Below are 25,951 nucleotides of genomic sequence, written 5' to 3'. Positions count from 1 at the left end.
CCCGCGGCTCACCCGCCGGCGGGACGGCTCCCCGACCTCCCGGCCCGGCGGTGGCGTGCGGCCCGGCGGTGGCGTGCGGCCCGGCGGTGGCGTGCGCGGCGGCGCGCGCAACGCCCGCCGGCGCGGCCTGGTGCGCGTCGGCTCGGGCGAAGCGCGTCGGCTCGGGCGACACGACGCCCGGCTCCGCGTCGGCGAGCACCGCGAGCAGCGGCTCCGCGTCGACGGGAAGCAGGCGGCCGGTCGCGATGGCGCGGTCGGCGGTGCGGCGGGCCAGCGCCAGGTACGGCGGCACCGACTCGGGTGCCGTGCGGCCCAGCACGTCCAGGTGCCCGGCGATCGTGCCGGCGTCCCCGCGCGACACCGGCCCGGTCAGCGCCGCGTCGCCCAGCCTCAGCGCGTTGTCCAGCGCCGCGTGCAGGAGCGGGGCGAGCGCGCGGCCGGGGTCGCGCAGCCCGGCGTCGCGCAGCCGGTCGGCGGCCTCGTTGACCAGGGTCACCAGGTGGTTCGCCCCGTGCGCCAGCGCCGCGTGGTACAGCGGGCGGGCCTCCTCGGCGATCCACTCCGGCACCCCGCCGAGATCGGCCACCAGCCGCGTCGCGAATGCACGCAGCGAAGCGGGCGCGGTCACCCCGAACGTCGCACCGTCGGCGAGCCGGTCGAGGTCGGCCGCCGTTCCCGTGAAGGTCATCGCCGGGTGAACGGCCAGCGGAAGCGCACCCGCCGCGACGACCGGCGCGAGCACCGCGAGCCCGTGTGCGCCCGACGTGTGCGCGACGACCTGCCCCGGCCGGATCGCCCCCGCCGCGCACAACCCGTCGACCAGCGCACCGAGCGCGTCGTCCGGAACGGTGAGCAGCAGCAGGTCGGCGGCCTCGGCCACCTCGTGCGGTGTACGGAACGGCGCACCGGGCAGCAGTCGACGCACCCGGGCCTGATTGGCGGGAGAGACGGTGGCGATGCCGGCGACGGGATGGCCCGCGCGGGACAGGGCGGTGGCCAGAACGGCCCCTACCCGACCGGCGCCGATGACACCGATCGATGGAACGCGTGGCGGAGCGCTCATGATGATCCAGTCCTTACAAGGGAGGTACCGGTCGATCATCAGTATTGCGCCGCCGCCCCGCAGCGACCCGTGGCAGTGAGAAATTACACCGCTATTGCCCCACCGTTACGTGTCGGTGGAGGTAGTCGCGGATCAGTGTCTTCGCCTCCGCCAGGATCTCCGGATCCCCGTCGGACTGCCGCCGGAACGCCATCTTGATCAGACTGTCGGCGGCCTCGACGGCGATGCCGAGCACGAAGTCGACGCGCTCGCCGTTGATCTCGTAGCGCTCACGGAGCAGGGCCGCCAGCCGTCCGGCGATGACGGCGTTGTTGTCGCGTTCGTCGTCGAGCAGGTGAACGTCGACGATGTCACCGAAGTGCAGCGTGCGGAACCCGGGCACGCTGCGGTGCATCGCGATGTACTCGTCGATCGCGGCGTCCACCGCGCCCCACCAGTCGGCGGCCTCCTCCTGCTCCATCCGGTCGACCAGCCGGTGCAGGTAGGCCTCCAGATTGCGCAGGGTCAACGCCTGCACGATGGCCCGTTTGTCGGGGAAGAACTGGTACACCGAGCCGATCGCGACGCCCGCCCGCTCCGCGAGCAGCGTGGTGGTCAGCCCGTCGTACCCGACCTCGTCGACCAATTGGGCACACGCATCGAGCATGCGATTCACCCGGGCGACGCTTCGGCCCTGCACCGGCACGCGGCGCAGCGGTCCGGCGAGTGGCTGTGCGGTCACATCCGTTCCTTCCCGTGTAACTCCCTCTTCGTATCTGTAACGACTGAGGAGTTGACTCGCCGCGAAGTGAACGGTACTCACATCTGATGGGGGTTTCCTTAGTCGAACGGTCATGGCACAACTGGACCGGCAACGTCGGCGATGCCGCCCCCGTCGCCGTTCCCGAATCCGTATCGGACCTGGTCAGCGTCGTACGTGAAGCCGCCTCGCAGGGTCGCCGGGTGCGCGTGGCCGGCAGCGGGCACTCGTTCTCCGAGATCGCGCGCGCCGACGGAGTGCGAGTGTCGTTGTCCCGACTCGATGTACCTGTACACATTTCGGGTACGTCGGTGACCGTGCCCGCCGGGATGACCCTGCGGGCGCTCAACGCCCTCCTCGCCGCCAACGGCCTCGCCCTGCCCAACCTCGGCGACATCGACGCCCAGACCGTGGCCGGCGCCGTGCAGACCGGAACGCACGGGACCGGCGCGGCGTACGGCTGCCTGTCGACGTTCGTGACCGCGATGAGCGTGGTCACCGGCGACGGCCGCGAGGTCACCTGGGACCGGGAGAACACCCCGCGGGAGCTGGCCGCCGCGGCCGTCGGGCTGGGCGGGTTCGGCGCGATCGTCTCGGTGACGCTCGAGTGCGTGCCGGCGTTCGTGCTGCGGGCGGTGGAGAAGCCGCAGCCGCTGACCAGCATCCTGCCCGCCCTGCCGGAGCTGATCGCCGCGCACGACCACACCGAGTTCTTCTGGTTCCCGCACACGTCGATGGGGCAACTCAAGATCAACGATCGGGTCGCGACCGACGACGCGCCGCTGGCCTCCTGGCGCCGCTGGCTCGACGACGAGTTCCTCTCCAACTCCCTCTACGGGGTCGTCCTGCGGGTCGCCCGGCGGGCACCGGTCACCGCCCCGCCGCTGATGAAGGTGGCGGCCCGCGCCCTCACCGCCCGCACCTACACAGCCGCCTCGTACGACGTGTTCTGCACGCCCCGGCGGGTGCGGTTCACGGAGATGGAGTACAGCGTGCCGCGCGAGGCGCTGCCCGAGGCGTTCGCGGCGCTGCGGGGCATCGTCGACCGGCTGCCGTTCCGGATCGCGTTCCCGGTCGAGGTGCGGTTCACCGCCGCCGACCAGCTCTGGATGTCGCACGGCTACGGGCGGGACAACGCGTACATCGCGGCCCAGCAGTTCGTGGGCATGCCGTACCGGCAGTACTTCGACGAGTTCGAGAAGGTGTGCCTGGACCTCGGCGGGCGGCCGCACTGGGGCAAGATGCACTACGCCGACCCGGCGCGGCTGCGGGCCGCCTACCCGAGGTGGGACGAGTGGGTCGCGATGCGTGACGCGGCCGACCCGGACGGCGTCTTCCGGTCGCCCTTTCTGGACCGGATGCTGGGCTAGGGATTCACTTAATCCCTTTTGTGGACGTCATACACCTTTCAGAGACGTTGTTCGATCCCGGCCGTTCCGCGCAAGGTCGATTCATGACCTTTTCGCGCATCTCCCGCAGAGTCGCGGCGAGCGCCGCGGCAGCCGCCCTGGCCTTCACCGGCCTGGAGCTGACCGCCGCCGCACCGGCCTCCGCCGCCGATCCCTCGTCGTGTCCCGCCAACGCCGTGTGCATGTACGAGCACGCCGACTACGAGGGCGTCGCGGTCTACTCCGTCCTGGACGACGGGTTCCCGTCGGGGGTGTGCGCCGCGATCAACTCCGACTTCAACGACCGGATCTCCTCCATCGTCAACAACACCCCGCGCAATCTGATCTGGTACGTCGACGCCGACTGCCAGGGCGCGAGCTTCACGCTGGCCCCCAACGGACGGATCTCCTACGTCGGCGGAACCTTCAACGACCGGCTGACCTCGGTCCGGATCTGACGACGTGACGTGCGGCGCGCAGCCTCCCGCGCGCCGCCCGTCCGCCTCAGGGGCGATACGTGCCGAAGCACCAGGTGTTTCCCTCGGGGTCGCGGGCGGCGTACTCGCGCGAGCCGTACGGCTGGTCGGTCAGCTCCATGACGATCTCCGCGCCGGCGCCCTTCGCGCGGTCGTGGTGCCCGTCGGGGTCCTCCAGCGCCAGGTAGGTACAGCACTTCTCGGTGTCGTACGGGCTGTCCCCGGAGGAGGAGCGGGTGCCCAGCATGATCACGCCACCCTCGGGCCAGGCCAGCTCGGCGTGGCCGACGGTGCCGTCGTCGTTCGTCATCACGGACTTCTCGGTGAAGCCGAACGCGCCCGTCAGGAACGCGATCGCCGCCTTCGGATCCCGGTAACGAAACGTCGGGTAGATGCTCATGCCGCCTCGCTTCGCTCACCGGCGCCCTCAGACACAAGTGCGCCCTGCTCAATGATTCGCTTCCGCAAGCGTTCGCTCATGCCGCCAAGTTAAGCGGCGGCGGCCTGCCCGTCTTGGACAAAACTGACCTGCTCCGCGTCCCGCTCGGCGAGGAACCGACCCGGCGTGCACCCGCCCAACGCCCGGAACTCCCGCGTCAGGTGGCTCTGGTCGACGTAACCGGTCGCCGCCGCCACGACCGCCGCGGATTCCCCCCGGGACAGCCGGCCGGCGGCACGTTCCAGGCGCACCACCCGGGCGGCCGTCTTCGGCGCCAGCCCGATCCCGGCCCGGAAGCGCGCCGCGAAGTGCCGGTGGCTCCACCCGATCTCGTTCGCGAGCGCGGCCACGGGTGTCCTGCCCCCACTGCGGCGCAGGGCGTTCCAGGCCCAGGTCACGGCGGTGTCCGGGGTGGGCCCGTCGCCGGCTCTGCGCAGGAGGGTCGCCTCGACGAGGTCGAGCGCCTCCGCCCACCCGCACTCGGCGACCCGGTCGGCCAGGGCCGCCAGCCACGGCGGGGTCACCACCGCGTTGGCGAACTCCCCCGGCGGCACCCCGAACAGCGTGTGCACGCCCTGCGGCGTCAGCCGGATCTCCACCCCGCGCTGCGCGCCGCTGAACCGCGTGAACGTCGCCCGGTCGGCCAGCCCGGCCACGAAGGAGCGCTGCGGCGCGCCGTCCACGTCGATCGGCGGCCCCAGCCCGAGGATCACCGGATTCCCCCCGAACGGCAGCTGCCTGCGCAGCACCGGCCCGGCGCTCTGCTCGGTGTACCCGTAGATCGCCGCCACGAGCCCGCCGAGCCGCGGATCCGGCGCACGCCGCGCCAGGCTCCAGGTCAGGCCCGGCACGCTGCCCGCACGCCGCACCAGCCCGTCGTCCCGGGCCGGGGCACCGGAGTCGGCGCCCCGGTGCGGCTCCCCGGCCGTCGTCACGACCTCAGTCGTTCGCCTCGGCCGGCGCGGCCTTGGTGGCGGTCGCCGTCTTGCGGGCCGTCGTCTTCTTCGCCGGCGTGGCCTTCTTCGCGGCCGCCGTCGTCTTCTTGGCGGGCGTCGCCTTCTTCGCCGGGGCCTTCTTCGCGGCCGTCTTCTTCGCCGGCGACTCCGCGTCCCCGGTGGCCTTCTTCACGGCCTTCTTCGCCTTCTTCGGCGCCGGCCCCTTCGCCCGCTTCTCGGCGAGCATCTCGCTGGCCTCTTCGGGCGTCAGCGACTCCGGCGTCTGCGAACGGCGCAGCGAGGCGTTGAACTCGCCGTCGGTCACGTAGGGCCCGAACCGGCCCTCCTTGATGACCAGCGGCTTCTCGGTCAGCGGATCCGGCCCGAGGTCGCGCAGCGGCGGCTTCGGCTCCCGCCGGCCCCTGGTCTTCGGCGCCGCCAGCAGCGCCAGCGCCTCCTCCAGGGTCACCGTGAACATCGCCTCCTCGTCGGGAAGCGAACGCGAGTCGGTGCCCCGCTTGATGTACGGGCCGTACTTGCCGTTCATCGCCTGGATCTCGTTGCCCTCGGCGTCCACGCCGACCGTGCGGGGCAGCGTCAGCAGGCGCAGCGCGTCCTCGAGCGTGAGCGTCTCCGGGGACTGGCTCTTGAGCAGCGACGCACGCCGTTCGCCGGCCTCGATGTAGGGGCCGAACCGGCCGGACTTGAGCAGGATCGCCTCGCCCGTGCCCGGTTCCTCGCCGAGTTGCCGGTCGCCACTCGGCGCCGCGAGCAGCTCGGTGACCTTCTGCAGGGTGAGCTCGTCCGGCGCCAGGTCGCCCGGCACGGAGGCACGTTCGCCCTCGTCGCCGCCGCGCTGCAGGTAGGGGCCGTAGCGGCCGACCCGCACCACGATGTCCTCGAAGAGCGGGATCGAGTTGATGCCCCGGGCGTCGATGTCACCGAGCTGGTCGGTCACCATGCTCTTCAGGCCGCCGGAGCCGGCCACCAGGCTCGCCTTGCCGTTGACCTGGCCGAAGTAGAACGACCGGAGGAAGTCCACCGCGGCCGCCTCGCCGCCGGCGATATCGTCGAGGTCGTTCTCCATGGACGCGGTGAACGCGTAGTCGACGAGCTGCGGGAAGTGCCCCTCCAGCAGGTTGATCACGGCGAACGCCACGAAGGTCGGCACCAGCGCCTGGCCGCGCTTGTCGACGTAGCCGCGATCCTTGATGGTCTTCATGATCGACGTGTAGGTCGACGGGCGGCCGATCCCCAGCTCTTCGAGCGCCTTGATCAGCGACGCCTCGGTGTACCGGGCCGGCGGCTGCGTGGTGTGCCCGACGGCGCGCAGCTCCTCCGCCGTCAGCGGCTGGTCCTTGACCAGGGTGGGCAGGCGGCGCTCGGCATCCTCGGCCTCCGCCTCCTCGTCGTCCGACGACTCGACGTACGCCCGCAGGAAGCCCGGGTCCGTGATCGTCTTGCCGGAGGCGCCGAAGTCGCACTCCTCGCCGGTCGTGGAGACCGCGCGGATGCGCACCGAGGTCGAGTTGCCCACGGCGTCCGTCATCTGGCTGGCGATCGTGCGCCGCCAGATGAGCTCGTACAGCCGGTACTCCTCGGCCGACAGCTCCTTGGCCACGTCGCCCGGCGTGCGGAACGAGTCACCGGCCGGCCGGATCGCCTCGTGCGCCTCCTGGGCGTTCTTGACCTTGCCGGTGTAGCGGCGCGGCTGCGCCGGCACGAAACGGTCCCCGAACAGGTCGCGCACCTGCTGACGGGCCGCCGTGATGGCCGACTCGGAGAGGTTCACCGAGTCGGTACGCATGTAGGTGATGTAGCCGTTCTCGTACAGCCGCTGCGCGACCCGCATCGTCGCCTCGGAGGAGAACCGCAGCTTGCGCGCCGCCTCCTGCTGCAGCGTGGAAGTGATGAACGGCGGGTAGGGCCGGCGCCGGTACGGCTTCTCCTCGACCTTGATGACCTTGAACGGCTGGTCTTCGAGCCGGGCGGCCACGCCGCGCGCGCCGTCGCCGTCCAGGTGGACCACGCCGAGATTGGGCTTGACCTGCCCGGTCTCCGGGTCGAAGTCCTTGCCCGTGGCGATCCGGTCGCCGTCGATCGCGATCAGCGTCGCGCCGAACGTGCGCGGCCCCTCGACCTGCCCCTGCACGGCCAGTGTGGCGGCCACGTCCCAGTAGTCCGCCGAGCGGAACTTCATCCGCTGGCGTTCCCGTTCGACCACGATCCGGGTGGCGACGGACTGGACCCGACCCGCGGACAGCTTGGGGCTGTCCACCGGCTGCGTGACCTTGCGCCACAGGACCGGGGAGACCTCGTAGCCGTAGAGGCGGTCCAGGATCCGGCGGGCCTCCTGCGCGTCGACCAGGGAGCGGTCGATCTCGCGCGGGTTGCTCACCGCCGCCTGGATCGCCGGCTTGGTGATCTCGTGGAACACCATGCGCTTGACCGGCACCTTCGGCTGCAGCGTCTCGACCAGGTGCCACGCGATGGCCTCGCCCTCGCGGTCCTCGTCCGTCGCGAGCAGGATCTCGTCGGCGCGCTTCGCCAGATCCTTCAGCTTGGTGATCTGCTGCTTGCGATCACTGGAGATGACGTACAGCGCCGCGAAGTCGTTGTCGACGTCCACGCCGAGCTTCGCCCACGCCTGTTCCTTATATCTGGCGGGAACGTCTGCCGCGTTGCGCGGGAGATCACGGATGTGTCCGAAGCTCGCCTCCACGACGTACCCCGGGCCGAGGTAGCCCGAGATCGTCTTGGCCTTCGCCGGGGACTCGACGATGACCAGTCGTGTGGTGTTGGCACTCTGCGCCACGGTTCTCCCTGCTCCTGCTCTCCTTCAGCACGCTGACCGGCGCCACCGTACACCGTGCGTCAGCGGATCGTCCTCACCTGTCCTATTTGATCAAGGGCCATCCGCCTGGTGGGCTGTCCTTCGGCGGCTCTCCGACCAGTTCCGCCAGGCGGGACAACCGTCGGCGGCCCACGATACGGTATGCCGGCGCTCCTGCCCGTGATCCCAGCAACACCGGAGTGAGACCGAGGCCTTTGAGCGCCTCGCCGACCGGCTCGTGTTCGGCCTCGTCGCCCGGGCCCAACTCCAGCGTGAAGCCGCCTTGATCGTCCGGCGCGCCGCCCGCGACCAGCCACAGCCGCAGCTTGCGCCCGTCCAGGGTGAGCCCGCGCGGGGTGCGCTTGTCCGCACCTTTCAGCCACCGGCCGGCCAGCGGCGCCAGTACGGAGCTGTACGCCGTTCGCACCAGGTAGGGGGCCCCGGCGGGGGTGGGCTCCGGGTCGGGCGGCTCGTCCGTCGCGGGGGTCACGGGCACGGGTTTCCAGCTGGTTGCCAGTTCCCGCGAAGAAAACTCGGCGGCGAGGACCCGGACCCGCCACGCGGCGTCGACCACGACGGACACCCGGGCGGTACCGCCGAGCCGGACCACCTGCCCGGCCCCGGCCAGCAGCCCCTCCAGGTCGAACGCGGAGGGCGGCCGCGCCTCGACACCGAAGAGGTTGAGCTGACCGCTTACCGGCATGCGGGCACCGCGTCGAAGGCCTTCTTCAACTCCGCCGAGTCGACCTTCGTGGGATCGACGGCGGCCGCCTTGTACTCCTTGTCGAGCTGCCCGAACGCCTTCTGCACCTCGGCGTAGAAGCCCTTCGCGTCGGCCGTCGGCAGGGCCGTCACCGACCCCTTGGCGTTGGCGTAGGCGTCCCGGGTGCGCCGCAGCGCGTCCGCGAACTCCGTCGCGACCTGCCGGCCGTTGGAGGCGTCCGGAACGCCCGCCGCGACGATCTTGCCGCGGGCCTCCTCGCTCGCCGACTCGGCTCCGCCGAGCAGCCCTACCAGGCCGGTTTTCGCCTGCTCGGCGGTGCGGGCGGCGTTCATCTGCTGCTGCGCCTGGGAGGTGAGGTCGGTGATCCGGGTCCGCCACGGCGTCAGCGCCGCGCACACGGCGCCGGCCCAGGCCTCGGGCTCCTTGTCGCCGCGCCCGTCGTCCTTCGCCTCGCCGCACGCCGTGACCAGCGCGACCAGGACGAGAAGGCCGGCGAGGAAGCGACGGTGGACCATGGCGCAAGGGTAGCGAGTGGACCTCGTCGGCGGTGGATACGACGCGGGCCCCGGCGCGCACGCACCGGGGCCCGCATCGTGGGGTGTTACGCGCTCACCGTCTCCGTGGCGGGCGTCGGCGACGCGTCGTTGTCGCCCGCGTCGACCGAGATCGGCTTCCGCTTGCTCCAGACGACGGCCCCGACGATGACCGCCGCGGCGGCGACAGCGATGCCCACGCGCGCCGGGACATTCTTGTCCGCGCCCGCGCTCAGCATCACGATCGCGGGGGCGATCAGCAGCGCGACCAGATTCATCACCTTGATCAGCGGGTTGATCGCCGGACCGGCCGTGTCCTTGAACGGGTCACCGACGGTGTCACCGATGACCGTCGCGGCGTGCGACGGCGAGCCCTTCCCGCCGAACGCGCCGTCCTCGACCATCTTCTTGGCGTTGTCCCAGGCACCGCCCGAGTTCGCCAGGAAGACCGCCATCAGCGTGCCCGCCCCGATCGCACCGGCGAGGTACGCGGCGAGCGGGCCGACGCCCAGGCCGAAGCCCACGGCGATCGGCGCCATGATGGCGAGCAGACCCGGGGTGACCAACTCGCGCTGCGCGTCCCGGGTGCAGATGTCGACGACCTTGCCGTACTCCGGCCGCTGCGAGCCGTCCATGATGCCCGGCAGCTCGCGGAACTGACGCCGCACCTCGAACACGACGGCGCCCGCCGACCGCGACACCGCGTTGATCGCGAGACCGGAGAAGAGGAACACCACCGCCGCGCCGAGCAGGAGTCCGACCAGGTTGCTCGGGTCCGAGACGTTCAGCAGGTTGGTGATCTCGTCCTTGATGACGTCCGCCGCCTTGGTCTCGCCGTACGCCTCCGTGAACGCCGCGCGCAGCCCCGCCGTGTACGACCCGAAGAGCGCGGTCGCGGCGAGCACCGCCGTCGCGATCGCGATGCCCTTGGTGATCGCCTTGGTGGTGTTGCCCACCGCGTCCAGGTCGGTCAGCGTGCGTGCGCCGCGCTCGTCGATGTCGCCCGACATCTCGGCGATGCCCTGCGCGTTGTCGCTGATCGGGCCGAACGTGTCCATCGCGACGATCACGCCGACCGTGGTGAGCAGGCCGGTGCCGGCCAGCGCCACCGCGAACAGCGACAGCACGATCGACGAACCGCCGAGCAGGAAGGCCCCGTACACGCCGGCGCCGATGACGATCGCCGTGTACACCGCCGACTCCAGCCCGACGCTGATGCCGGCCAGCACCACCGTCGCGGGACCGGTCAGCGAGCTCTTGCCGATGTCCTGCACGGGACGACGATGCGTCTCCGTGAAGTACCCGGTCAGCGCCTGGATGATCGCCGCCAGCAGGATGCCGATCACGACCGCGCCGATCGCGAAGACCTGCGGGCCGACCGGGATGTCGTCGGTGCTCGCCACGTCCAGCGCCGCCAGTGCCTCCGTCTCGCCGAGCAGGTCGCCCCACGTCGGCTCCAGGTAGAACCACGCGGCGAGGGACACCACGACGGCCGAGAGCAGCGCCGAGATGTAGAACGCACGGTTGATCGCGGTCATCCCGCTGCGGTCGCTAACCCGCAGCCGCGTGATGAAGACCCCGATGATCGCGGTCACGACGCCGATCGTCGACACGATCAGCGGGAACACCAGCCCGTCCTCGCCGAACGCCACCCGGCCGAGGATCAGCGCGGCAACGAGCGTCACCGCGTACGACTCGAACAGGTCCGCGGCCATCCCGGCGCAGTCGCCCACGTTGTCACCGACGTTGTCGGCGATGGTCGCGGCGTTGCGCGGGTCGTCCTCGGGGATGTTCTGCTCGACCTTGCCGACCAGGTCGGCGCCGACGTCCGCGGCCTTGGTGAAGATGCCGCCGCCGACCCGCATGAACATCGCGAGCAGCGCGGCACCGAAGCCGAAGCCCTCCAGCACCGTGGGCGCGTTGCCGCCGTAGATCATTACCACCACGGAGGCGCCGACGAGTCCCAGACCCACGGTCATGAACCCGACCACGCCACCGGTGCGGAACGCGATCTGCATGGCGCGCTCCCGCCCGCCGTCCTCACGGGCGGCGGCCGCCACGCGAAGGTTGGCGCGGGTCGCGAGCGCCATACCGGCACCACCGATCACCGCCGAGAAAACGGCGCCGACGATGAAGAACAGCGAACGGCCGATCTTCACCGACGTCTCGTCGTCGCCGGCCTCGGTGACCGGCAACAGGAACAACAGCACGACGGCGATCACGACGAAGATGCCGAGTGTCTTGAACTGTCGCACGAGATATGCCGTGGCGCCCTCCTGAACGGCGCCGGCGATCTCCTGCATCTTGTTGGTACCCCTACCGGTCGCGAGCACCGCTCGGGTGAGCGCGAACGCGAAACTCAACGCCACCAGCGCGATGACGGCCGCGATGATGACGAATCTGAGATTAGTTCCGGTAAGGGACAGCTCGCCGCCAACGGCGAGGGTAGCCCCGGGCATCCCTATGTCCTCCTGAACCGACCGCACAGGACCGCCGGCCCGCGCCAGCGGTTGTCAAAAACTTTCCGCATGCGCGTGGCATCCAACTGGGGGGATGTGGCGCACAACCTGCGTACTTTAACGAACGGCCGTGTTGATCCTCACACCGGCAACGGCCGACCCCGATGCGCCAGGGGTTGTGTGCACCGTTTCTTAGGTGCGAATTAAGGCCGCTGACCTGCGCTTATATGCGGAGGGTCGAGGAAGAAGTGGATCTTAGCGGAGGTAGTCAAGTCGTGATCTACGACCGGCGCGCCGCGTTCACCCGGACGGGCATTGTTCGCGTCGATCTTGCAGTTGCGGTGCCCAACCTGTCCGGATTTGCGGCGATAAGGCCCCGCCACAACTGCAAGATCGACGAAGATCGGTGTGCTAGGCAGGGCCTAAGTGCGGCTGCCCGGCTTCGGTAGCGGCCACGACATCCGCACCTCCGTGCCGCCACCGCCCTTCACCGGCACCACGGCGATGTCGTCGACCAGGCCGGCGAGCAGCGCCAGACCCATCCGCTCGGCGACGTCCTCCTCGGTGAGCGTGTCCGGCGTGACCGTCAACGGCACGACCGGCTCCACCAGGAACATCCCCGGGTCCTCCGGCGAGCCCACCAGCGCCGAACCGTTGCTGGCCCGGTCGACCACCTCGACCGTGAACCGCTCGCCGTCCTTCAGCGAGACGTGTACCAGCTCAGACACCCCGTGCGAACGGTGCAACGCGACCGCGCGGGAGCACGCCTCGCCGGTCGCGAGACGGATTTCCTCAAGCAGTTCGTCCGGAACGCCGGCCCGGCGTGCGACTGCCACGGCAACGAGCCGAGCGGTGCGCACGTGGGCCGGCGCCGGCGAGAACGACAGCCGTACCGTAGCCATCGACTACGTGGTCTGGTCCGGGGTTGCGACGCCTCCGGCGACGGCCGCGTCGACCGAGTCGTACAGCGCGAAGACCCGGTCCAACGCGGTAATCCGGAAGATCTTGAGCAGGCGCTCATGTGCGCAGACGAGCTTCAGCGTGCCATTGACCGCGCGCAGACGCTTCAGTGCACCGACCAACACACCCAGCCCGGTGGAGTCCAGGAACTCCACGCGGCTCAGGTCGACCACTACATGCCGGGCACCCGCCTCGACCAGCTCGATGAGCCGCTCGCGCAGTCGAGGGGCGGTGTAGACGTCCACCTCGCCGCCGACCTCGAGCACCGTGTGGTCGCCGAAGTCGTGGGTCGACAGCGACAGTTCCATGCGACCTCCTTTGCGCGACTACGAGGAACCAAGGGCCATCTAACCATCGCTCGCACAGTCCGGCGACGTACAGGCCCGGTTCGTGCGTGGACGTCACGCCCGCACAAGTGTCACAGTGCAGGGCGTGACGACGGTGGAGGCCACGCCCAGCCGCCTGCTGGAAAGGCTCCTGGCCGGCCGATCATCCGCCCCGCTCACCCACCTGGAGATCATTCCGGCTCGCGCCGGAGATCCTGTGCCCTGGCCGGAGTGGGTCCCGGACGCCCTGCGCGACACGTTGCGCCGGCGCGGCATCACCCACCCGTGGCGCCACCAGGCCGAGGCCGCCGAGCACGCGCACGCCGGCCGCCACGTGGTGGTCGCCACCGGAACGGCCTCCGGCAAGTCCCTCGCCTACCAGTTGCCGACGCTGAGCGCGCTTCTGAAAGATCCACGCGCCACGGCGATCTACCTGTCGCCGACCAAGGCCCTCGCCGCCGACCAGTTGCGTTCGGTGACCGCGCTCGGGCTGCCCGACCTCCGGCCCGCCTGCTACGACGGCGACACCCCGCGCGAGGAACGGGACTGGATCCGCCAGCACTCCCGGTTCGTGCTGACGAATCCGGACATGATCCACCACGGGGTGCTGCCCCGGCACGGCGCGTGGGCCACGCAGCTGCGGCGGCTGGCGTTCGTCGTGGTGGACGAGTGCCACGGCTACCGCGGGGTGTTCGGGTCGCATGTCGCGCACGTCCTGCGGCGGTTGCGGAGGATCGCGGCGCGGTACGGGAGTTCGCCGGTGTTCGTGTTCGCGTCGGCGACGGCCGGGTCGCCGGGAGCGACCGCCGCGCAGTTGATGGGCGCCGACGTGGTCGAGGTGGTCACGGACGGGTCGCCGCGTGGCGCGCTGGCGTTCGCTCTGTGGGAACCGCCGCTACTGCCCGACTTCGACGGGGACAGCGTGCGGGACGGCCGCGGCTCGGGACAGCTTCCCGGCCCGCGGGGCGGGATCGACGACGGCGGCATCGTCGGGGGCGGCATCGACGACGGCGGCATCGTCGGCGCGGGCGCAGCCGGCGTCGGCTCCGCGGGTGGCGACACCGGTGTGTCCCGCCCACGCGCCGGCAGCACTCTTGGCCGCCACGCGCCGGGTGCCTCTTCGGACGGCCCGGTGGCAGGCGGCACCTCCCACCGCGGCGGACCCGACGCCTCCATGGGCGGCCCGCACGAGGACAGCGCCCCGGACCGCCACCCGCCCGGCACCGCATCCGACGTCCCGCTCCCCGGCGGCGGGCGGGATGCGCCACCCGTGCGGCGGTCGGCGCTGCGGGAGACCGCAGACCTTCTCGCCGACGCGGTCTCCTCCGGCATCCGGACCCTCGCTTTCGTGCGCTCCCGGCGAGGCGCCGAGGCGGTGGCCGCCATGGCCCGGCGCGCGCTCGACGAGGCCTCCCCCGGCCTCGGCGAACAGGTCGCCGCCTACCGCTCCGGCTACCTCCGAGAGGAACGCCGCGCCCTCGAACGGGCCCTGCTCGACGGTTCGCTGACCGGCCTCGCCAGCACCAGCGCGCTCGAACTCGGCGTGGACCTGGTCGGCCTCGACGCCGTCGTCCTCGCCGGCTATCCGGGACGGCTCGCGTCGCTGTGGCAGCAGGCGGGCCGCGCCGGCCGCACGACCCGCGACGCGCTGTGCGTGCTCGTCGCCCGCGACGACCCGCTCGACACCTACCTGGTGCACCACCCGGAGGCGCTGTTCGGCCGGCCCGTCGAGGCGTGCGTGCTCGACCCCCTGAACCCGTACGTGCTCGGCCCGCAGCTCGCCGCGGCCGCCTGCGACAAGCCGCTCACCGCGGCCGACCTGGAGATGTTCGGTGGTGCGCCGGCGCGCGCCATGGTCGACCGCCTCGTGGCGAACGGCTCCCTGCGCAAGCGGCCCACCGGGTGGTACTGGACCAAGGAGGGCCGTCCCGAGGTCGACCTGCGCGGCGCCGGCGGTGCGCCCGTGGCCGTCGTCGAGGCCGCGACGGGACGGCTGCTCGGCACGGTGGACCACGGGTCGTCGCACTTCCTGGTGCACCCGGGCGCCGTGTACCAGCACCAGGGCGTGTCGTTCGTGGTGGACGAACTCGATCTTGACGACGCGGTGGCGTTCGTGCACGAGGAGGATCCACAGTGGACGACGCATCCGCGCGACGTCACCTCCCTCGCGGTGCGTTCCGTGCGCTCGTACGTGGACGCCGGGCCGGTGGGCCTCTACCTCGGTGACGTGGAGGTCACCGCCCAGGTCACCGCGTATCAGCGGCGCAAGCTGACCGGCGAGGTCATCGACACCAGGCCGTTGGACCTGCCGCAGCGCCGCCTGCACACGGTCGCGGTCTGGTGGACCGTGTCGCCGCGTTCGCTGACGCTGGCCGGCGTCGACGCCGCCGACGTGCCGGGCGCGCTGCACGCCGCCGAACACGCCGCCATCGGGCTGCTGCCCCTCGTCGCCAGCTGCGACCGGTGGGACATCGGCGGCATCTCCACCGCCGAGCATCCCGACACGGAGGCGCCGAGCGTGTTCGTCTACGACGGCCATCCGGGCGGGGCCGGGTTCGCCGAACGCGCCTACGCGGCCGCCGCGCGCTGGCTCGACGCGACCCGCGCCGTGATCGTGGAGTGTGGGTGCGAGGCGGGGTGCCCGTCCTGCGTTCAGTCGCCGAAGTGCGGCAACGGCAACTCGCCGCTCGACAAGGCCGGGGCGGTCCGGGTGCTCGACCTGGTGCTGCGGAACCTGCCCGGGTGACGGCCCCGCGTCGGCGACGCGGGCGATGCCGCCCGGCGGCGGGTCCGCGGTGACCGGTTGCGGACCTGCAGTGATCGGCGGGTGGGCGGTGACCGGTCCGGCTCGGGCGGCCTCCCGCGCCGTGCCGAACGGCGGCACCGCCACCGCGGCCTCGACGACGATCTCGAGCCCCTCGACGGCGCATCCGCTCAGCACGGCCCCGTTGGCGGCCACCACCTCGCCCGCCCGCGCGCACGCGGGATCCGCCCCGGCCAGAACGCGCTGCGCACCGGCGAGCGCCCCGAGATCAGCGGCGGCCTGTGCGCGCTGGTGCCCGTAGGAGGCCGTCCCGACGGCGGTGAAACCGAGGCCGAGCAGCAGCACCACCAGCCCGATCCCGAGCACCCACAACGACGCCGACCCCCGCTCGCCCGACAAGGCCGACGACCCTCGCTCGCCCAGCGAGGCCAACGAGGCCGACGACCCCCGCTCGCCCAGCGAGGCCAACGGAGCCGACGGAGCCGAAGGGGCCGAAAGGGCCGGAGAGGCCGAAAGGGCCGAAAGGGCCGGCGATGCACCCGAGACCCCCGAAGCCACCGAAGCCGACCGTGGCGTCCCGAGCGGGCTCACGGGGCACCCGGTTCGGCCGCCGCGACGGCCTGCGCCGACACGGTGAACCCCGGCATGTTCCGGCCGAGCGGCCTGACCTCGGCCGTCACCGACACCCGGACGAGGTCGCCGTCCCGCGTGACGCCGACCCGCGCACCGGCGGGAAGCATTCGTGCGGCGGCAGCACCGCCGTCCTCCCCGCGCGCCGCTGCGATCGCGGCGTCCCGTGCCGCGGCGAGGCACCGCATCTTGGTCGACGCGGCCGTCACCCCGGCGACCCCGAACGCCATCAACAGCAGCAGCGCCGGCAGTGCGGCCGCGAGTTCGGCCGTCACCGAGCCCCGGTCCCGCCGGCCGTCCTTGTCGAACGACCGGCGCAACCGCGCGAGGCACACGTTCACGCCAGCGCCTTCTGAATGATCGACGTCAGCGCCCCGAACACCGCACCGCTCGTCACCACCTTGTACAGAACGGCCGCGAACGCGACGGCCGCCAGCGTTCCCACCGCGTACTCGGCGGTGTTCATCCCGTCGTCGCCCCGCATCCGTTTCCTCAACCGGCCGACGAACTGCCTGACTCGACGCACTGGCGCTCCTCTCGATAGACGAATCGATGAACGATTCGATGAATGGACACCCCGGCGCACTCACCCGAGCACGCCGGACAGCAGGGAGATGACGACCGGCACCACGCCCGTGAGCAGGAACGCCGGCAGGAAGCACAGCCCGAGCGGCAGCATCACGAGCACGGCGGCCCGACGTGCGGCCGCATCCGCGGCGGCGGCCCGCGCGGCACGCAGTTCGTCGGCCAGCCGGTCGAGGGCCGCGGCGAGCGCCGCTCCGCTGTCCGCGCTGCGGGTGGCCGTGCGGGCGAGGCGTTCGCCGCCGGGAACGTCCACCACGTGCTCCCACGCCTGCCCGGCCGGCGCGCCGAGGCGCAGGGCGTTGGCCACCCGCACCAGCCGAACGCCGGTGGGGCCGCCCAGCGCCTCGCCCACGGTGCGGGCGGCCTGGTCCGGCGGCGCACCGGAACGCAGCGTCGCCGCCATGAGGTCGGCCGCCAACGGCAGCGCGGCGGCGGCCTGCCGCTGCTCGACGGTGACCCGCCCGGAGAGCCAGCGCGGCAGCCGGCGCACCAGCACCACGGCGACCACGACCCCGACCGCCGCCCCGGCCCAACCGCCGATGGAAACGGCGATCCCGGCGCCGATGAGCACGGCGAGCGCAACGACCCGCCGCGTCAAGACGTGTCCACTGTGGACAACCGGAGCGTCAGCCCGAGCCCCGCGAGATGGAACGCGCACGCCACCCCGACGCACACCGCACCCAGCCCGGTCCGGAACAGCGTGTGCAACGGATCCGCGCCCATGCCGTAGCCGATCGCGATGCCCACGGCCGGCATGACGGTCAGCAGCATCGTGGTGGCCCGGCTGCCCGCGCTGTGCGCCCGCGCCTCGACGGTGCGCCGGTGCGCCTGCCGCAGCTGAACATCCACCCGGTCGAGCACGTCCGCCAACGGCGCACCGGTGCGTTCGCTGACGAGCCACGCCGCCCGCACCATCCCGGCCGCCGCCGCGCTCTCCGCTACGGCCGGTCCGCAACTCGCCAGCGCCGCCTCGTGCCCCGCACCGGCCCGCAGGTCGGCGGCGAGGTCGGAGACGGCGTCGAGCGCCCGCGCCTCGCTGCGCAGGCGCGCCGCCGAGCGCTGCCGCCGGACGGCGAGGATCACGCCGAGGGTCCCGTACGCCGCGGTGAGCGCGGCCGCCACGGGTCCGCCCTGCCACCACGCCCCGACGGCCAGCCCGCTGCCGCAGAGCACACCCGCGGTCACCGGATACCGCAGCGGCACCGCCGCCACTGCCCGCCACCGGAACGACCGCCGCCCCGCCGGCCCCACGACCCGCCCGAGCCCGCGCCGCCGCCGCCGTCCCGCCGACAACGAGGCCGCCTTGGGCCGCACCGCCCCGCCGACGCGCGTCACCGCCGCACCGCCACGTCCGGCCCTCACGCCAGCCCCCAATCCCGCCGGCGCGAGGCCGCCGAATCACCCGCCACGCGGCACGTCTGCCCGCGCGCCGCCAGCCCCCGACCCCACCGGCGCAACGCCGCCGAATCACCCGCCGCGCGGCACGTCTGCCCGCTCATGCCGGCCACCACTCGACGCCCCCACGTCCGAGCAGCTCCGACAGCGCACCGACGCCCGGCCCGTAACCGTCCTCCCGCCGCCACACCGAAACCACCCGCACCAGCCGGTCCGGCTCGGCGGCACGCAGCAGGCACACCTCGTCGACGACCCGCAGCGCGCCCACCCGGCGCACCTGCACGACGACCCGTAGCGCCGCCGCCACCTGCGCGTGCAGCGCCTCCCGCGGCACCCGCCCGAGCAGCCCCAACGCCTCCAGCCGCGCCGGCACGTCCGCCGGCGTGTTGGCGTGCAGCGTCGCCGCGCCGCCCTCGTGGCCGGTGTTCAGCGCACCGAGCAGGTCGACCACCTCGGCGCCGCGGCACTCGCCGACGACCAGCCGGTCGGGCCGCATCCGCAGCGCCTGCCGCACCAGGTCCCGCAGGGAGACCGCGCCGGCACCCTCCACATTGGACGTTCGGGCCTGGAGGGCCACCACGTGCGGGTGTTCGGGGCGCAACTCGGCCGCGTCCTCGACGATGACGAGCCGTTCGTGCGCCGGCACGAGCGAGAGCAGGCTGTTCAACAGCGTGGTCTTGCCGGTGCCCGTCCCGCCCGCCACGAGATAGGGCAGACGAGCCGCGACGACCGCGGTCAGCAGCCGGGCCGCGACGCGCGCCACCGCCCCTGACGCCACCAGTTCCTCCAGGGTGAACGCCTTACGCCGGAACGTTCTCAGCGACAGATACGGCCCGTCGACGGCCACCGGCGGGAGCACCGCGTGCAGCCGTGTGCCGTCGGCGAGCCGAACGTCGACGCAGGGGCTCCCGTCGTCGAGCCGCCGCCCGCCGGCCGCCGCGAGCCGCTGCGCGAGCCGTCGCACCTCATCGGGACCGCCGACCCGCACGGGTGCGCGTTCGAGGCCGTGTCCCCGGTCGACCCACACCGTGGAGCCGTTGACCAGGACGTCGGTGACCGTCTCGTCAGCCAGAACGCCCGCCAGCGGACCGGCACCGCAGAGGTCGTCGCTGATCCGCCCGGCGAGGCGCGCCAATGCGGCCGGGCCCAGCAGTTCGGCGCCCTGTTCGGACTGCACGGTGGCGATGACGCGGGCCGGGGTGGGCGCCTCGCCGGAGACGGCCAACCGCCTGCGCACCTTGCCGGCGAGGTCGGCCGTCATGCCGCACGACCGAAGGTGTCGAGCCCCAGGCCGGCGAGCAGTTCCCGGCAGAGACCCGCGAGCGGGCCGTTGCCGGAGCCGGCCGGGGGCTCACCCCGTTCCAGAAGCTGAGCCAGAGCGGGGTCGTTGCGGAAGATGCCCGCGACCGGGATGCCCAACGCTCGTTCGATCTCCCTGGGTCTGAGCTTGGTCGATCCCCTGACCACCAGCCGCAACGTCTTGGTGAAGCGCTGTGCGCCCGCGGCGACCCGGGCGGCGGCGGCACACCCGCGCAACTCGGCCGGAACGACCAGCAGCACCCGATCGGCCTGGGCGAGCGCGATCGCCGACACGTCGTCGAAGTGCCGGGGAAGGTCGATCACCACGAGGTCCCGGCTCTGCCGACCGGCGGTGATGGCCGCGTCGATGGCGTCGGCGGGCAACTCCCACTCGGCGTCGCGATCGCAGGACAGCACCGCGAGGTCGCCGCGCTTGGGCAGGGCGTCCACCAGCGCCGGCGGGCTCACCGGGCCCATCGTCTGCGAGGCCAACCCGGGCCAGCGCAACCCGTCCAGTTCCTCCCAGCCGAGTACCAGGTCGAGCCCGCCACCGAGCGGGTCGGCGTCGATCAGCAGCACCCGCAGCCCCGAACGCGCCGCGGTGACCGACAGCCCGGCGGCGAGCACACTGGCTCCCGCGCCGCCCTTTCCGCCGACCGTCGCGACCACCCGGGACGGCATCGGCACCGGCGGCCGCCCGGCAGCGACGGCGAACCTCTCGGCGAGCCACGACGACGCCGACGGCAGCAACGCGATGTGCTCGGCCCCGATCGCCTGGGCCAGCGGCCACGGCGGATCGGCGACCAGGCCCACCAGCACCACGCCGGCCCGGGGCGGCAGCGCGGCGCGCCCGCAGGCCTCCGCCTGATCGACGCCGACGAGCACGATCGGCGCCAGCCCGTAGTGCGGGCGGGCACCGGCCGGGTCGACGGCCACCTCGACATCCGCACCCGCCGAGGCGGCCACCTGCAGGACCTCATCGAGCAACGCCGCGTCGTCGGTGACCAGCAGCGGCCGGATCCGGGACGGCGTAAGGGTTCGCACAGCCATGCCGCACACCGTGGCGGATCCCGCCGGCACGCACCGTCGCGAACGCCCCGCCCTGTGGACAGCGGGGGTGCTTGTGGACGGGGTAGCGGTAACCTCGACGATCAGCTATGTGGCAATCGGGCACCCCTGACGGAGCGGCGTGCGCTGTATCGTCTGCGCGTGCTCAGTTTGAAGGGGTTGCCACCGAACGTGGCGGCTACGCTCCCGCTGGGGTTCCTCCTCATGGGAGTGCTCAGCGGTGCCCTCGCCCTGGGCGGCGCCGTCGACCTGTCCACCGGTCTGACGCTGTGCGGGATCTGCCTGGTGGTCAGCCTCGTGCTGTTCGGGCTGGCGATGCGGGAGAACACCCGCGAGCTGGACCGGCACTTCGCACAGAACGCCGTGCGCGGCGTGGCCCGCGTCTGCGACTACGCACAGATCGGCCCGCTCTCCCGGCGGGACGGCACCGGGCGCCTGGATCTGGAGATCGAGCTCGAACTGCCGACCGGCTTCCTCGCCCGGCACCGCTACTGGACCTGGGTCCCCGCGATCGACGTGGCACGCCTGACGACGATCGGCCGCTTCCCCTGCCTGGCGACCACCGACGAGCCACCGAAGGTCCGACTGTATGTGCGCCGCGACGTGGCCGACGAGACGCTGGACGGGAAGTTCCTGACGCTGCAGCCCCGCTGAGCAGCCGCCGGCGCAACGGACAAGCCCCGCCGGGGGGCAGCGCTCCGGATGTGGTGATCTTTGGCACCCGTTGTCGTCCGTTGCGCGTTGTTCCAGCTACGCCCTGTTCGCTGCTGTTCGTCGGCAGCCGTGAACAGGGCGTTCGCTGACTTTCTGCTGACTCCTGCCGCTTCGGGTGGCAGCCTCTCAGCGACAACGCACAGAGGATCGCACTCGTGCGTGGGCCGAGGTTCCCTCGTCCTGAAGCGCGGTGTACAACAAGACTCCGCCTGGTCACTCCTAGAAACGCCCGGTGATTAGCATTCAGGCGGAGACAAGGAGGGCATGATGGGCGACTCCAGCCGATCCGAGGATGAGCAACACGGTCCTACCTGGTACATCGCGAAGCGTCTGGAGCAATACCAGGGCTGGTACGACACGAAGGCCGTCAAGACCAAGCGTATGTACTTGTGGATGCGGACGGTCTCTGTTGTGGGCGGCGTTCTCGTGCCGGTTATTCTGAACATTGATGGAAACTGGGCACGTGTCCTAGCTACCGCGACCAGCTTGTTGGTTGCAGTAGCCGTCGCGCTTGAGAGCGTCTACCGCTATCGCGACCAGTGGAAGAATTATCGCTCGACCGAGCAAATACTTGGGCACGAACGAATTCACTTCCTTACAAGAACTGGCCTGTACCAGGCTCTCGATGACGCGGCCGCCTATCGGGCATTGGTAGAGCGAGTCGAGGGAGCAATCCAGGCCGAGAACATCGCCACGCTTAACGTAATGACGTTGATGGAGAACACGCAAAGCAACGATGACCGTGCCGCGGGTCCTGGGTCCCCCAATCCGCCCGCCTTCGGATAGACCTCACCGAACGCAACACCCGATAGGTGCGGGCACCAGCGGCCGGCCGGAGTCAAGGGTGGCCGCCGGCCATTGGCTTGCCGACGCGCAGCGCCCTTGACGGCCGTCGGGCGGCGTGGACGATCAGGCGTCGGGGAAGACGTTCAGCGCGTGGTCCTGGTCGACCTCGACGGGCGCCGGCCACTGAATCGAGGGCAAGGCGCGAAGCGGTGCGGCAGCCGATTGCCCAACCTCGGCGGGCAGCTCCGAAGCAGGCAATCGTCACGGCGCCAGCCACACAGTGGGCCGGTCGTGCCGGCCGATGCCGGCGCTTGCGTCGCCAGCAGGCCGAGCGCGGACCGGTCCGCGCCGCGCGTGCGCGGCGCCTTGATCTAGTAAGGCCAATTCGGCAGCCATGCCCTGTTGTGCCCCGGTTCGGCCGATGCTTGGCAGTGGCGGTGGTTCGACTTGTTAGTCACCTGATGTTTTTGAGCATCGTGTGATTATGGCCGGCATTGGCGTTGATGCGAATACCGCTGGCGGAGCAGCGGCATCGAGCCGTGTTGGGCGATGCGTTCCGAGCGGCTCGTGACCGAATTCGCACCACCAGACCAATTCGATCCTGTTCCCCGGCGAGCCGCATCCTCACTCAGATTTGCTGTCTTATGACCCAGACGGCACTGTCCTACCTACGATGGAATGTGAGGAGCATCGCCCCGATCGAAGGAGGACCTTCGATGATTTATCGGTCTCACGTGACTCGATATTTGCGGTTGGCTTGCATCTCCGTACTCCTAGGAGGGTGCGGGAGCAGCCAGGATTCCGCCGCCCGCGAGGGCCCCGTGCACACTTCAGCCTTTTACAGCCCCAGCTTCACCCCCAGTCCTAGACCCAGCCCCAGCCCCAGCCCCGCCACGAACACTAGTAGTCCTGCGTTTAAACCCAAGTTCAAACCTATTGTGGAAAATCCAACAGGCGGATTATTGGAGATAGGCTGCTACTACGTTGGCGGGAAGGCCGCATTCAAGGGGTCGCTCGCCAAACTAGACTCTTGTGAATCATTCGATGAAATCGACGCAGGTAGGTGGACAATACAAAATACGGGAAAGTCTTCTGTGTCCAAACTCAGGGGAAAGCCCAACAACTATTGCAACTCGCAGGTTTACAACAAGGCCGGTCAACTTGACGAGTCTCGTGGAGGCGCCGCAGCAGAGTACTCGTTCGGAAGGCAGTACAACCTCACCACCGCCGTTTTTATCGATCTAACTGATGGTGAGATCTTGACGCTTATAGCGAATTGCAACGCAGCCCTCCAACGCCCATGAACTAGCCACAGATGGCGAAGCACGACCGCACTGACGTGCTGCAAACCATCGGTACCGTGGGAACGTTCAACATCGCAGCCTTGGCGGCAACGCTCAGTCCATGGAAGAACCCAGCCGCAATTTGAAAACGCGGAGCACTCGTTCTTCGAGCTGGCGTTTGGCTCGTCAGCGACGGTCTCCCGGTGAACGTCGTCCAGCGGGTCATGGGTCACCAGCAGGCGTCCACCACGCTCAACCGCTACACCCACGCCCCGGCCGACTATGACGAGCGGGTCAGGGAGGCCCTGGACGCCGCTGCTGACAATCTGCTGACTTTCGGCCCTGACGAGGTACCCAAGGGCAACGAGGAGCCGCCGGACGCAACGCCGCTACCAGCCGATACGTAGTCACGGGAGAGGTGAGGGCGCAACGGACAAGCCCCGCCGGGGGGCGGCGGGGCTTGCCGAAAGAGTCCGGCTCCGGGGGGTGTGAGCCGAACTCACCCGGCGATCGCGGGGGGATGCAACCGCCGAGCGTCCAATCCGGGCAACACCTACCAGACGTGAGCCGGTGTCGCAAACACAAGCATGCACGAGCCTGAGCCCCTACGTCGAGTACAGAACCGGCGACAGGTCGTTCGGGTACCCGATCAGGTGTCCCACTCCGGTTAGACTCCCGCCGTGGGCCGCAGTGCCGCGTTCTTCGACCTCGACAAGACGGTGATTGCCAAGTCCAGTGCGCTGGCGTTCGGCAAGCCGTTCTATCGCGACGGGCTGATCAACCGCCGTGATGTGATCAAAGGCGCCTACTCCAAGCTGTTGCTGCGCATGGGCGGGAGCGACGAGCAGGGCATGGCGCGCACCCGGGACTACCTCGCGGAGTTGTGCCAGGGGTGGTCGGTCGAGCAGGTTCAGCAGATCGTGCGGGAGACGCTCGACGAGCTGATCAACCCGTACGTCTACGCCGAGGCGGCCGCCCTGATCCAGGGTCACCAGGCGGCCGGGCGCGACGTGGTGATGGTGTCCGGTTCGGGGGACGAGATGGTGCGCCCGATCGCGGAGGCGCTCGGCATCACGGACGTGATCGCGTCCCGCATGGTGGTGCGGGACGGGCGGTACACCGGCGAGGTGGAGTTCTACGCGGCCGGGGAGAACAAGGTCGTCGAGGTGCAGAAGCTCGCCGCGGAGCGGGGCTACGACCTGTCGACGTCGTTCGCGTACTCGGACTCGGTGACCGATGTGCCGCTGCTGTCGTGCGTCGGTTTCCCCACGGCGGTCAATCCCGACCGTGGGCTGCGCCGGGTCGCGGCCGAACGCGGCTGGCCGACGCTGGAGTTCCGGTATCCGGTCCCGCTGTCGCGGCGCTGGCGGGAGCGGCCGGCGGTGCCGTTGACGGCGGCGGTGCTGGCGGCCGTGGCCGGCGTGGCCGTCGGGTTGATCCTGTACGGCAAGGCGCGCCGCGCACGAGCCGCCACCTGACCCTGGACTACCCGCCGGTACGGGAGTACAACGGTTGGTAACGGCCACCGGGCACCCACGAGCGATCGGCCACGTGAGGCTCGCTCCAGCGGGACCCAGCTGGGACTGCTGAGAGCGATACACAATGCACGCCTGGTAACCCGGTCGGACGTCCTCGGCGGCGCTCCACCTTGGGGCGCCGCCTATACGTCCGGTGCTTCACCGGCAGCGGTGTCAGACCGCGTCACACACCGCGGTGAGCTGATCCGCGGCGACCTCCACCGCCGCACCGCAGTGGCGCAGCCAGGAACGCAGCCCGTCCGGCGTCCCGGTCGCGTAGGCACCGGCGGCGCCGACGTACTCCGGTTCCCGCGAAAGATGGCCGAGATCGACGGGTAGCAACCCACGGGGGTCGAGCCCGACGGCGATCAGGGTGAGTCGGGCGGCGGCCCTGGCCACGACGCCGTTGGGCCCCTCGAACGCCCGCAGCGCCAACAGCTCGCCGTGCACCACGGCCGCCCGCAGCAGCGCCGGCGCCGACGAGTGCAGCACGTCGTGCAGGGCCAGCAGCCGGGCCGCCCCGCCGTGCGGCGCAGGCCGGCCGAGGTCGGCGACGACGCCGCGCGCGGCGAGGATGTGCAGCCTGGTGAGCACCTGCGGCGGCGCCTTCAGCCACTGCGGCGCCAGCCGGTCCAGTTCCGCCGAAACTCGTAACGCGCCCTGGACCACCGGATCGGTGATCGTCCCCGCGCGGACGTCCGCGAGATCATAGGAAGATCCCTCGAGTGCGGCGCTGGCGACGGCCGAACGCAGGCCGACCTCGGCGGCGACCGTGCCCCCGCCCCGGCGCAACGCCCGGTGCTTGAACGCCTTGTCGACCGCCGCACCCGCGCTGTCCAGCGCTTCCGTAACGTCGGCCAGGGTCAACAGCTGCGCCAGGCGGTCGTGGGTCACCGCCGGATGATGTCACGGGTACGTTCGGCGCGGGTTACCGCACGCTCAGCGCACAGCCGGCCTCGGCCTCGCTCTTGTCGGACCCCCGGACTAGCCTGCTCACCGAGAGACCCGCATCACAAACACCCCTTTGAAAGGCAG

The 25,951-nt window shown here is 71.1% G+C and carries 23 protein-coding genes and 2 pseudogenes; 7 read left to right on the top strand and 18 right to left on the bottom strand.

The annotated features are described in order from the left end of the window. Window positions 1–190: 190 nt before the first annotated feature. Together Val02_RS21335 and Val02_RS21330 are read right to left on the bottom strand one after the other, a co-directional pair. Window positions 191–1,063: pseudogene (locus tag Val02_RS21335) on the bottom strand (Rossmann-like and DUF2520 domain-containing protein); the annotation flags it as partial. 91 nt (window positions 1,064–1,154) lie between these two features. Beyond that, window positions 1,155–1,709, bottom strand: a complete 555-nt coding sequence (locus Val02_RS21330) for a TetR/AcrR family transcriptional regulator (RefSeq protein WP_203900916.1) — start codon at window positions 1,707–1,709, stop codon at window positions 1,155–1,157. 161 nt (window positions 1,710–1,870) lie between these two features. On the opposite strand from Val02_RS21330, the gene Val02_RS21325 reads away from it, so the two are divergent. Beyond that, window positions 1,871–3,172, top strand: coding sequence for a D-arabinono-1,4-lactone oxidase (locus Val02_RS21325; RefSeq protein WP_203900880.1), 1,302 nt, complete (start codon window positions 1,871–1,873; stop codon window positions 3,170–3,172). Between the two features lie 83 nt (window positions 3,173–3,255). After that, the gene (locus tag Val02_RS21320) at window positions 3,256–3,648 is read left to right on the top strand and encodes a peptidase inhibitor family I36 protein (protein ID WP_203900879.1); all 393 of its coding nucleotides are present in this window, start codon (window positions 3,256–3,258) and stop codon (window positions 3,646–3,648) included. A gap of 46 nt (window positions 3,649–3,694) precedes the next feature. On the opposite strand, the gene Val02_RS21315 is transcribed toward Val02_RS21320, so the two are convergent. From Val02_RS21315 to Val02_RS21280, 8 genes are all read right to left on the bottom strand, one after another. Beyond that, window positions 3,695–4,066, bottom strand: coding sequence for a VOC family protein (locus Val02_RS21315; protein WP_203900878.1), 372 nt, complete (start codon window positions 4,064–4,066; stop codon window positions 3,695–3,697). 89 nt (window positions 4,067–4,155) lie between these two features. Next, on the bottom strand, window positions 4,156–5,040 hold the full coding sequence (locus Val02_RS21310) for a helix-turn-helix domain-containing protein (RefSeq protein WP_203900877.1): 885 nt from the start codon (window positions 5,038–5,040) through the stop codon (window positions 4,156–4,158). A 4-nt stretch (window positions 5,041–5,044) separates the two neighbouring features. Continuing rightward, window positions 5,045–7,855 (bottom strand): type I DNA topoisomerase, encoded by a 2,811-nt coding sequence (topA, locus tag Val02_RS21305; protein WP_203900876.1) that lies wholly within the window; start codon window positions 7,853–7,855, stop codon window positions 5,045–5,047. Between the two features lie 82 nt (window positions 7,856–7,937). After that, entirely contained in the window at window positions 7,938–8,576 is a 639-nt protein-coding gene (locus tag Val02_RS21300) for a hypothetical protein (protein WP_203900875.1), read from the bottom strand. Further along, window positions 8,567–9,112, bottom strand: coding sequence for a hypothetical protein (locus tag Val02_RS21295; protein ID WP_203900874.1), 546 nt, complete (start codon window positions 9,110–9,112; stop codon window positions 8,567–8,569). The genes Val02_RS21300 and Val02_RS21295 overlap by 10 nt, the downstream gene beginning before the upstream one ends. A gap of 86 nt (window positions 9,113–9,198) precedes the next feature. Continuing rightward, window positions 9,199–11,589, bottom strand: coding sequence for a sodium-translocating pyrophosphatase (locus Val02_RS21290; protein ID WP_203900873.1), 2,391 nt, complete (start codon window positions 11,587–11,589; stop codon window positions 9,199–9,201). Window positions 11,590–12,011: 422 nt separating this feature from the next. After that, window positions 12,012–12,491, bottom strand: coding sequence for an ATP-binding protein (locus tag Val02_RS21285; protein ID WP_203900872.1), 480 nt, complete (start codon window positions 12,489–12,491; stop codon window positions 12,012–12,014). Between the two features lie 3 nt (window positions 12,492–12,494). Beyond that, window positions 12,495–12,857, bottom strand: a complete 363-nt coding sequence (locus Val02_RS21280; protein ID WP_203900871.1) for an STAS domain-containing protein — start codon at window positions 12,855–12,857, stop codon at window positions 12,495–12,497. A gap of 115 nt (window positions 12,858–12,972) precedes the next feature. On the opposite strand from Val02_RS21280, the gene Val02_RS47505 reads away from it, so the two are divergent. Further along, window positions 12,973–15,621, top strand: a complete 2,649-nt coding sequence (locus Val02_RS47505; protein WP_373317922.1) for a DEAD/DEAH box helicase — start codon at window positions 12,973–12,975, stop codon at window positions 15,619–15,621. Between the two features lie 153 nt (window positions 15,622–15,774). Here Val02_RS47505 and Val02_RS48255 read toward each other — a convergent pair. The 7 genes and pseudogenes from Val02_RS48255 to ssd form a co-directional block, all read right to left on the bottom strand. Further along, window positions 15,775–16,197, bottom strand: a pseudogene (locus tag Val02_RS48255) (Rv3654c family TadE-like protein); the annotation flags it as partial. A gap of 29 nt (window positions 16,198–16,226) precedes the next feature. Then, window positions 16,227–16,610 carry a TadE family type IV pilus minor pilin gene (locus Val02_RS21260; RefSeq protein ID WP_239153215.1) on the bottom strand — a complete coding sequence of 128 codons (384 nt, stop codon included), beginning with the start codon at window positions 16,608–16,610 and terminating at the stop codon, window positions 16,227–16,229. Then, window positions 16,607–16,795 (bottom strand): DUF4244 domain-containing protein, encoded by a 189-nt coding sequence (locus Val02_RS21255; protein WP_275415594.1) that lies wholly within the window; start codon window positions 16,793–16,795, stop codon window positions 16,607–16,609. The genes Val02_RS21260 and Val02_RS21255 overlap by 4 nt, the downstream gene beginning before the upstream one ends. A gap of 60 nt (window positions 16,796–16,855) precedes the next feature. Beyond that, complete coding sequence (locus Val02_RS21250) at window positions 16,856–17,452, bottom strand: type II secretion system F family protein (RefSeq protein WP_239153214.1); 597 nt, start codon at window positions 17,450–17,452, stop codon at window positions 16,856–16,858. Further along, window positions 17,449–18,216: a type II secretion system F family protein gene (locus Val02_RS21245; protein ID WP_203900870.1), complete on the bottom strand. Its 768-nt coding sequence runs from the start codon at window positions 18,214–18,216 to the stop codon at window positions 17,449–17,451. The genes Val02_RS21250 and Val02_RS21245 overlap by 4 nt, the downstream gene beginning before the upstream one ends. Before the next feature lie 133 nt (window positions 18,217–18,349). Next, on the bottom strand, window positions 18,350–19,510 hold the full coding sequence (locus Val02_RS21240; RefSeq protein WP_203900869.1) for a TadA family conjugal transfer-associated ATPase: 1,161 nt from the start codon (window positions 19,508–19,510) through the stop codon (window positions 18,350–18,352). After that, window positions 19,507–20,598 carry a septum site-determining protein Ssd gene (gene ssd, locus Val02_RS21235; RefSeq protein ID WP_203900868.1) on the bottom strand — a complete coding sequence of 364 codons (1,092 nt, stop codon included), beginning with the start codon at window positions 20,596–20,598 and terminating at the stop codon, window positions 19,507–19,509. The genes Val02_RS21240 and ssd overlap by 4 nt, the downstream gene beginning before the upstream one ends. 159 nt (window positions 20,599–20,757) lie before the next feature. On the opposite strand from ssd, the gene Val02_RS21230 reads away from it, so the two are divergent. The 4 genes from Val02_RS21230 to Val02_RS21215 all read left to right on the top strand — a co-directional run bounded on the left by Val02_RS21230 (window position 20,758) and on the right by Val02_RS21215 (window position 24,877). Beyond that, entirely contained in the window at window positions 20,758–21,270 is a 513-nt protein-coding gene (locus Val02_RS21230) for a hypothetical protein (protein ID WP_203900867.1), read from the top strand. A gap of 327 nt (window positions 21,271–21,597) precedes the next feature. Continuing rightward, entirely contained in the window at window positions 21,598–22,116 is a 519-nt protein-coding gene (locus tag Val02_RS21225; RefSeq protein WP_203900866.1) for a DUF4231 domain-containing protein, read from the top strand. A gap of 1,486 nt (window positions 22,117–23,602) precedes the next feature. Beyond that, window positions 23,603–23,806: a hypothetical protein gene (locus Val02_RS21220; protein ID WP_203900865.1), complete on the top strand. Its 204-nt coding sequence runs from the start codon at window positions 23,603–23,605 to the stop codon at window positions 23,804–23,806. 273 nt (window positions 23,807–24,079) lie between these two features. Then, window positions 24,080–24,877 (top strand): HAD family hydrolase, encoded by a 798-nt coding sequence (locus tag Val02_RS21215; RefSeq protein WP_203900864.1) that lies wholly within the window; start codon window positions 24,080–24,082, stop codon window positions 24,875–24,877. A 213-nt stretch (window positions 24,878–25,090) separates the two neighbouring features. Here the strand turns inward: Val02_RS21215 and Val02_RS21210 are convergent, their stop codons facing one another. Beyond that, the gene (locus Val02_RS21210) at window positions 25,091–25,810 is read right to left on the bottom strand and encodes a Fic family protein (protein ID WP_203900863.1); all 720 of its coding nucleotides are present in this window, start codon (window positions 25,808–25,810) and stop codon (window positions 25,091–25,093) included. Between the last annotated feature and the right edge of the window lie 141 nt (window positions 25,811–25,951).

The organism is Virgisporangium aliadipatigenens, assembly GCF_016863615.1.
In the GTDB taxonomy this organism is placed as follows: Bacteria; Actinomycetota; Actinomycetes; order Mycobacteriales; family Micromonosporaceae; genus Virgisporangium; species Virgisporangium aliadipatigenens.
The sequence above is the reverse complement of the archived record's forward strand: the minus strand, read 5'-3'. Positions and strand labels throughout refer to the sequence as shown.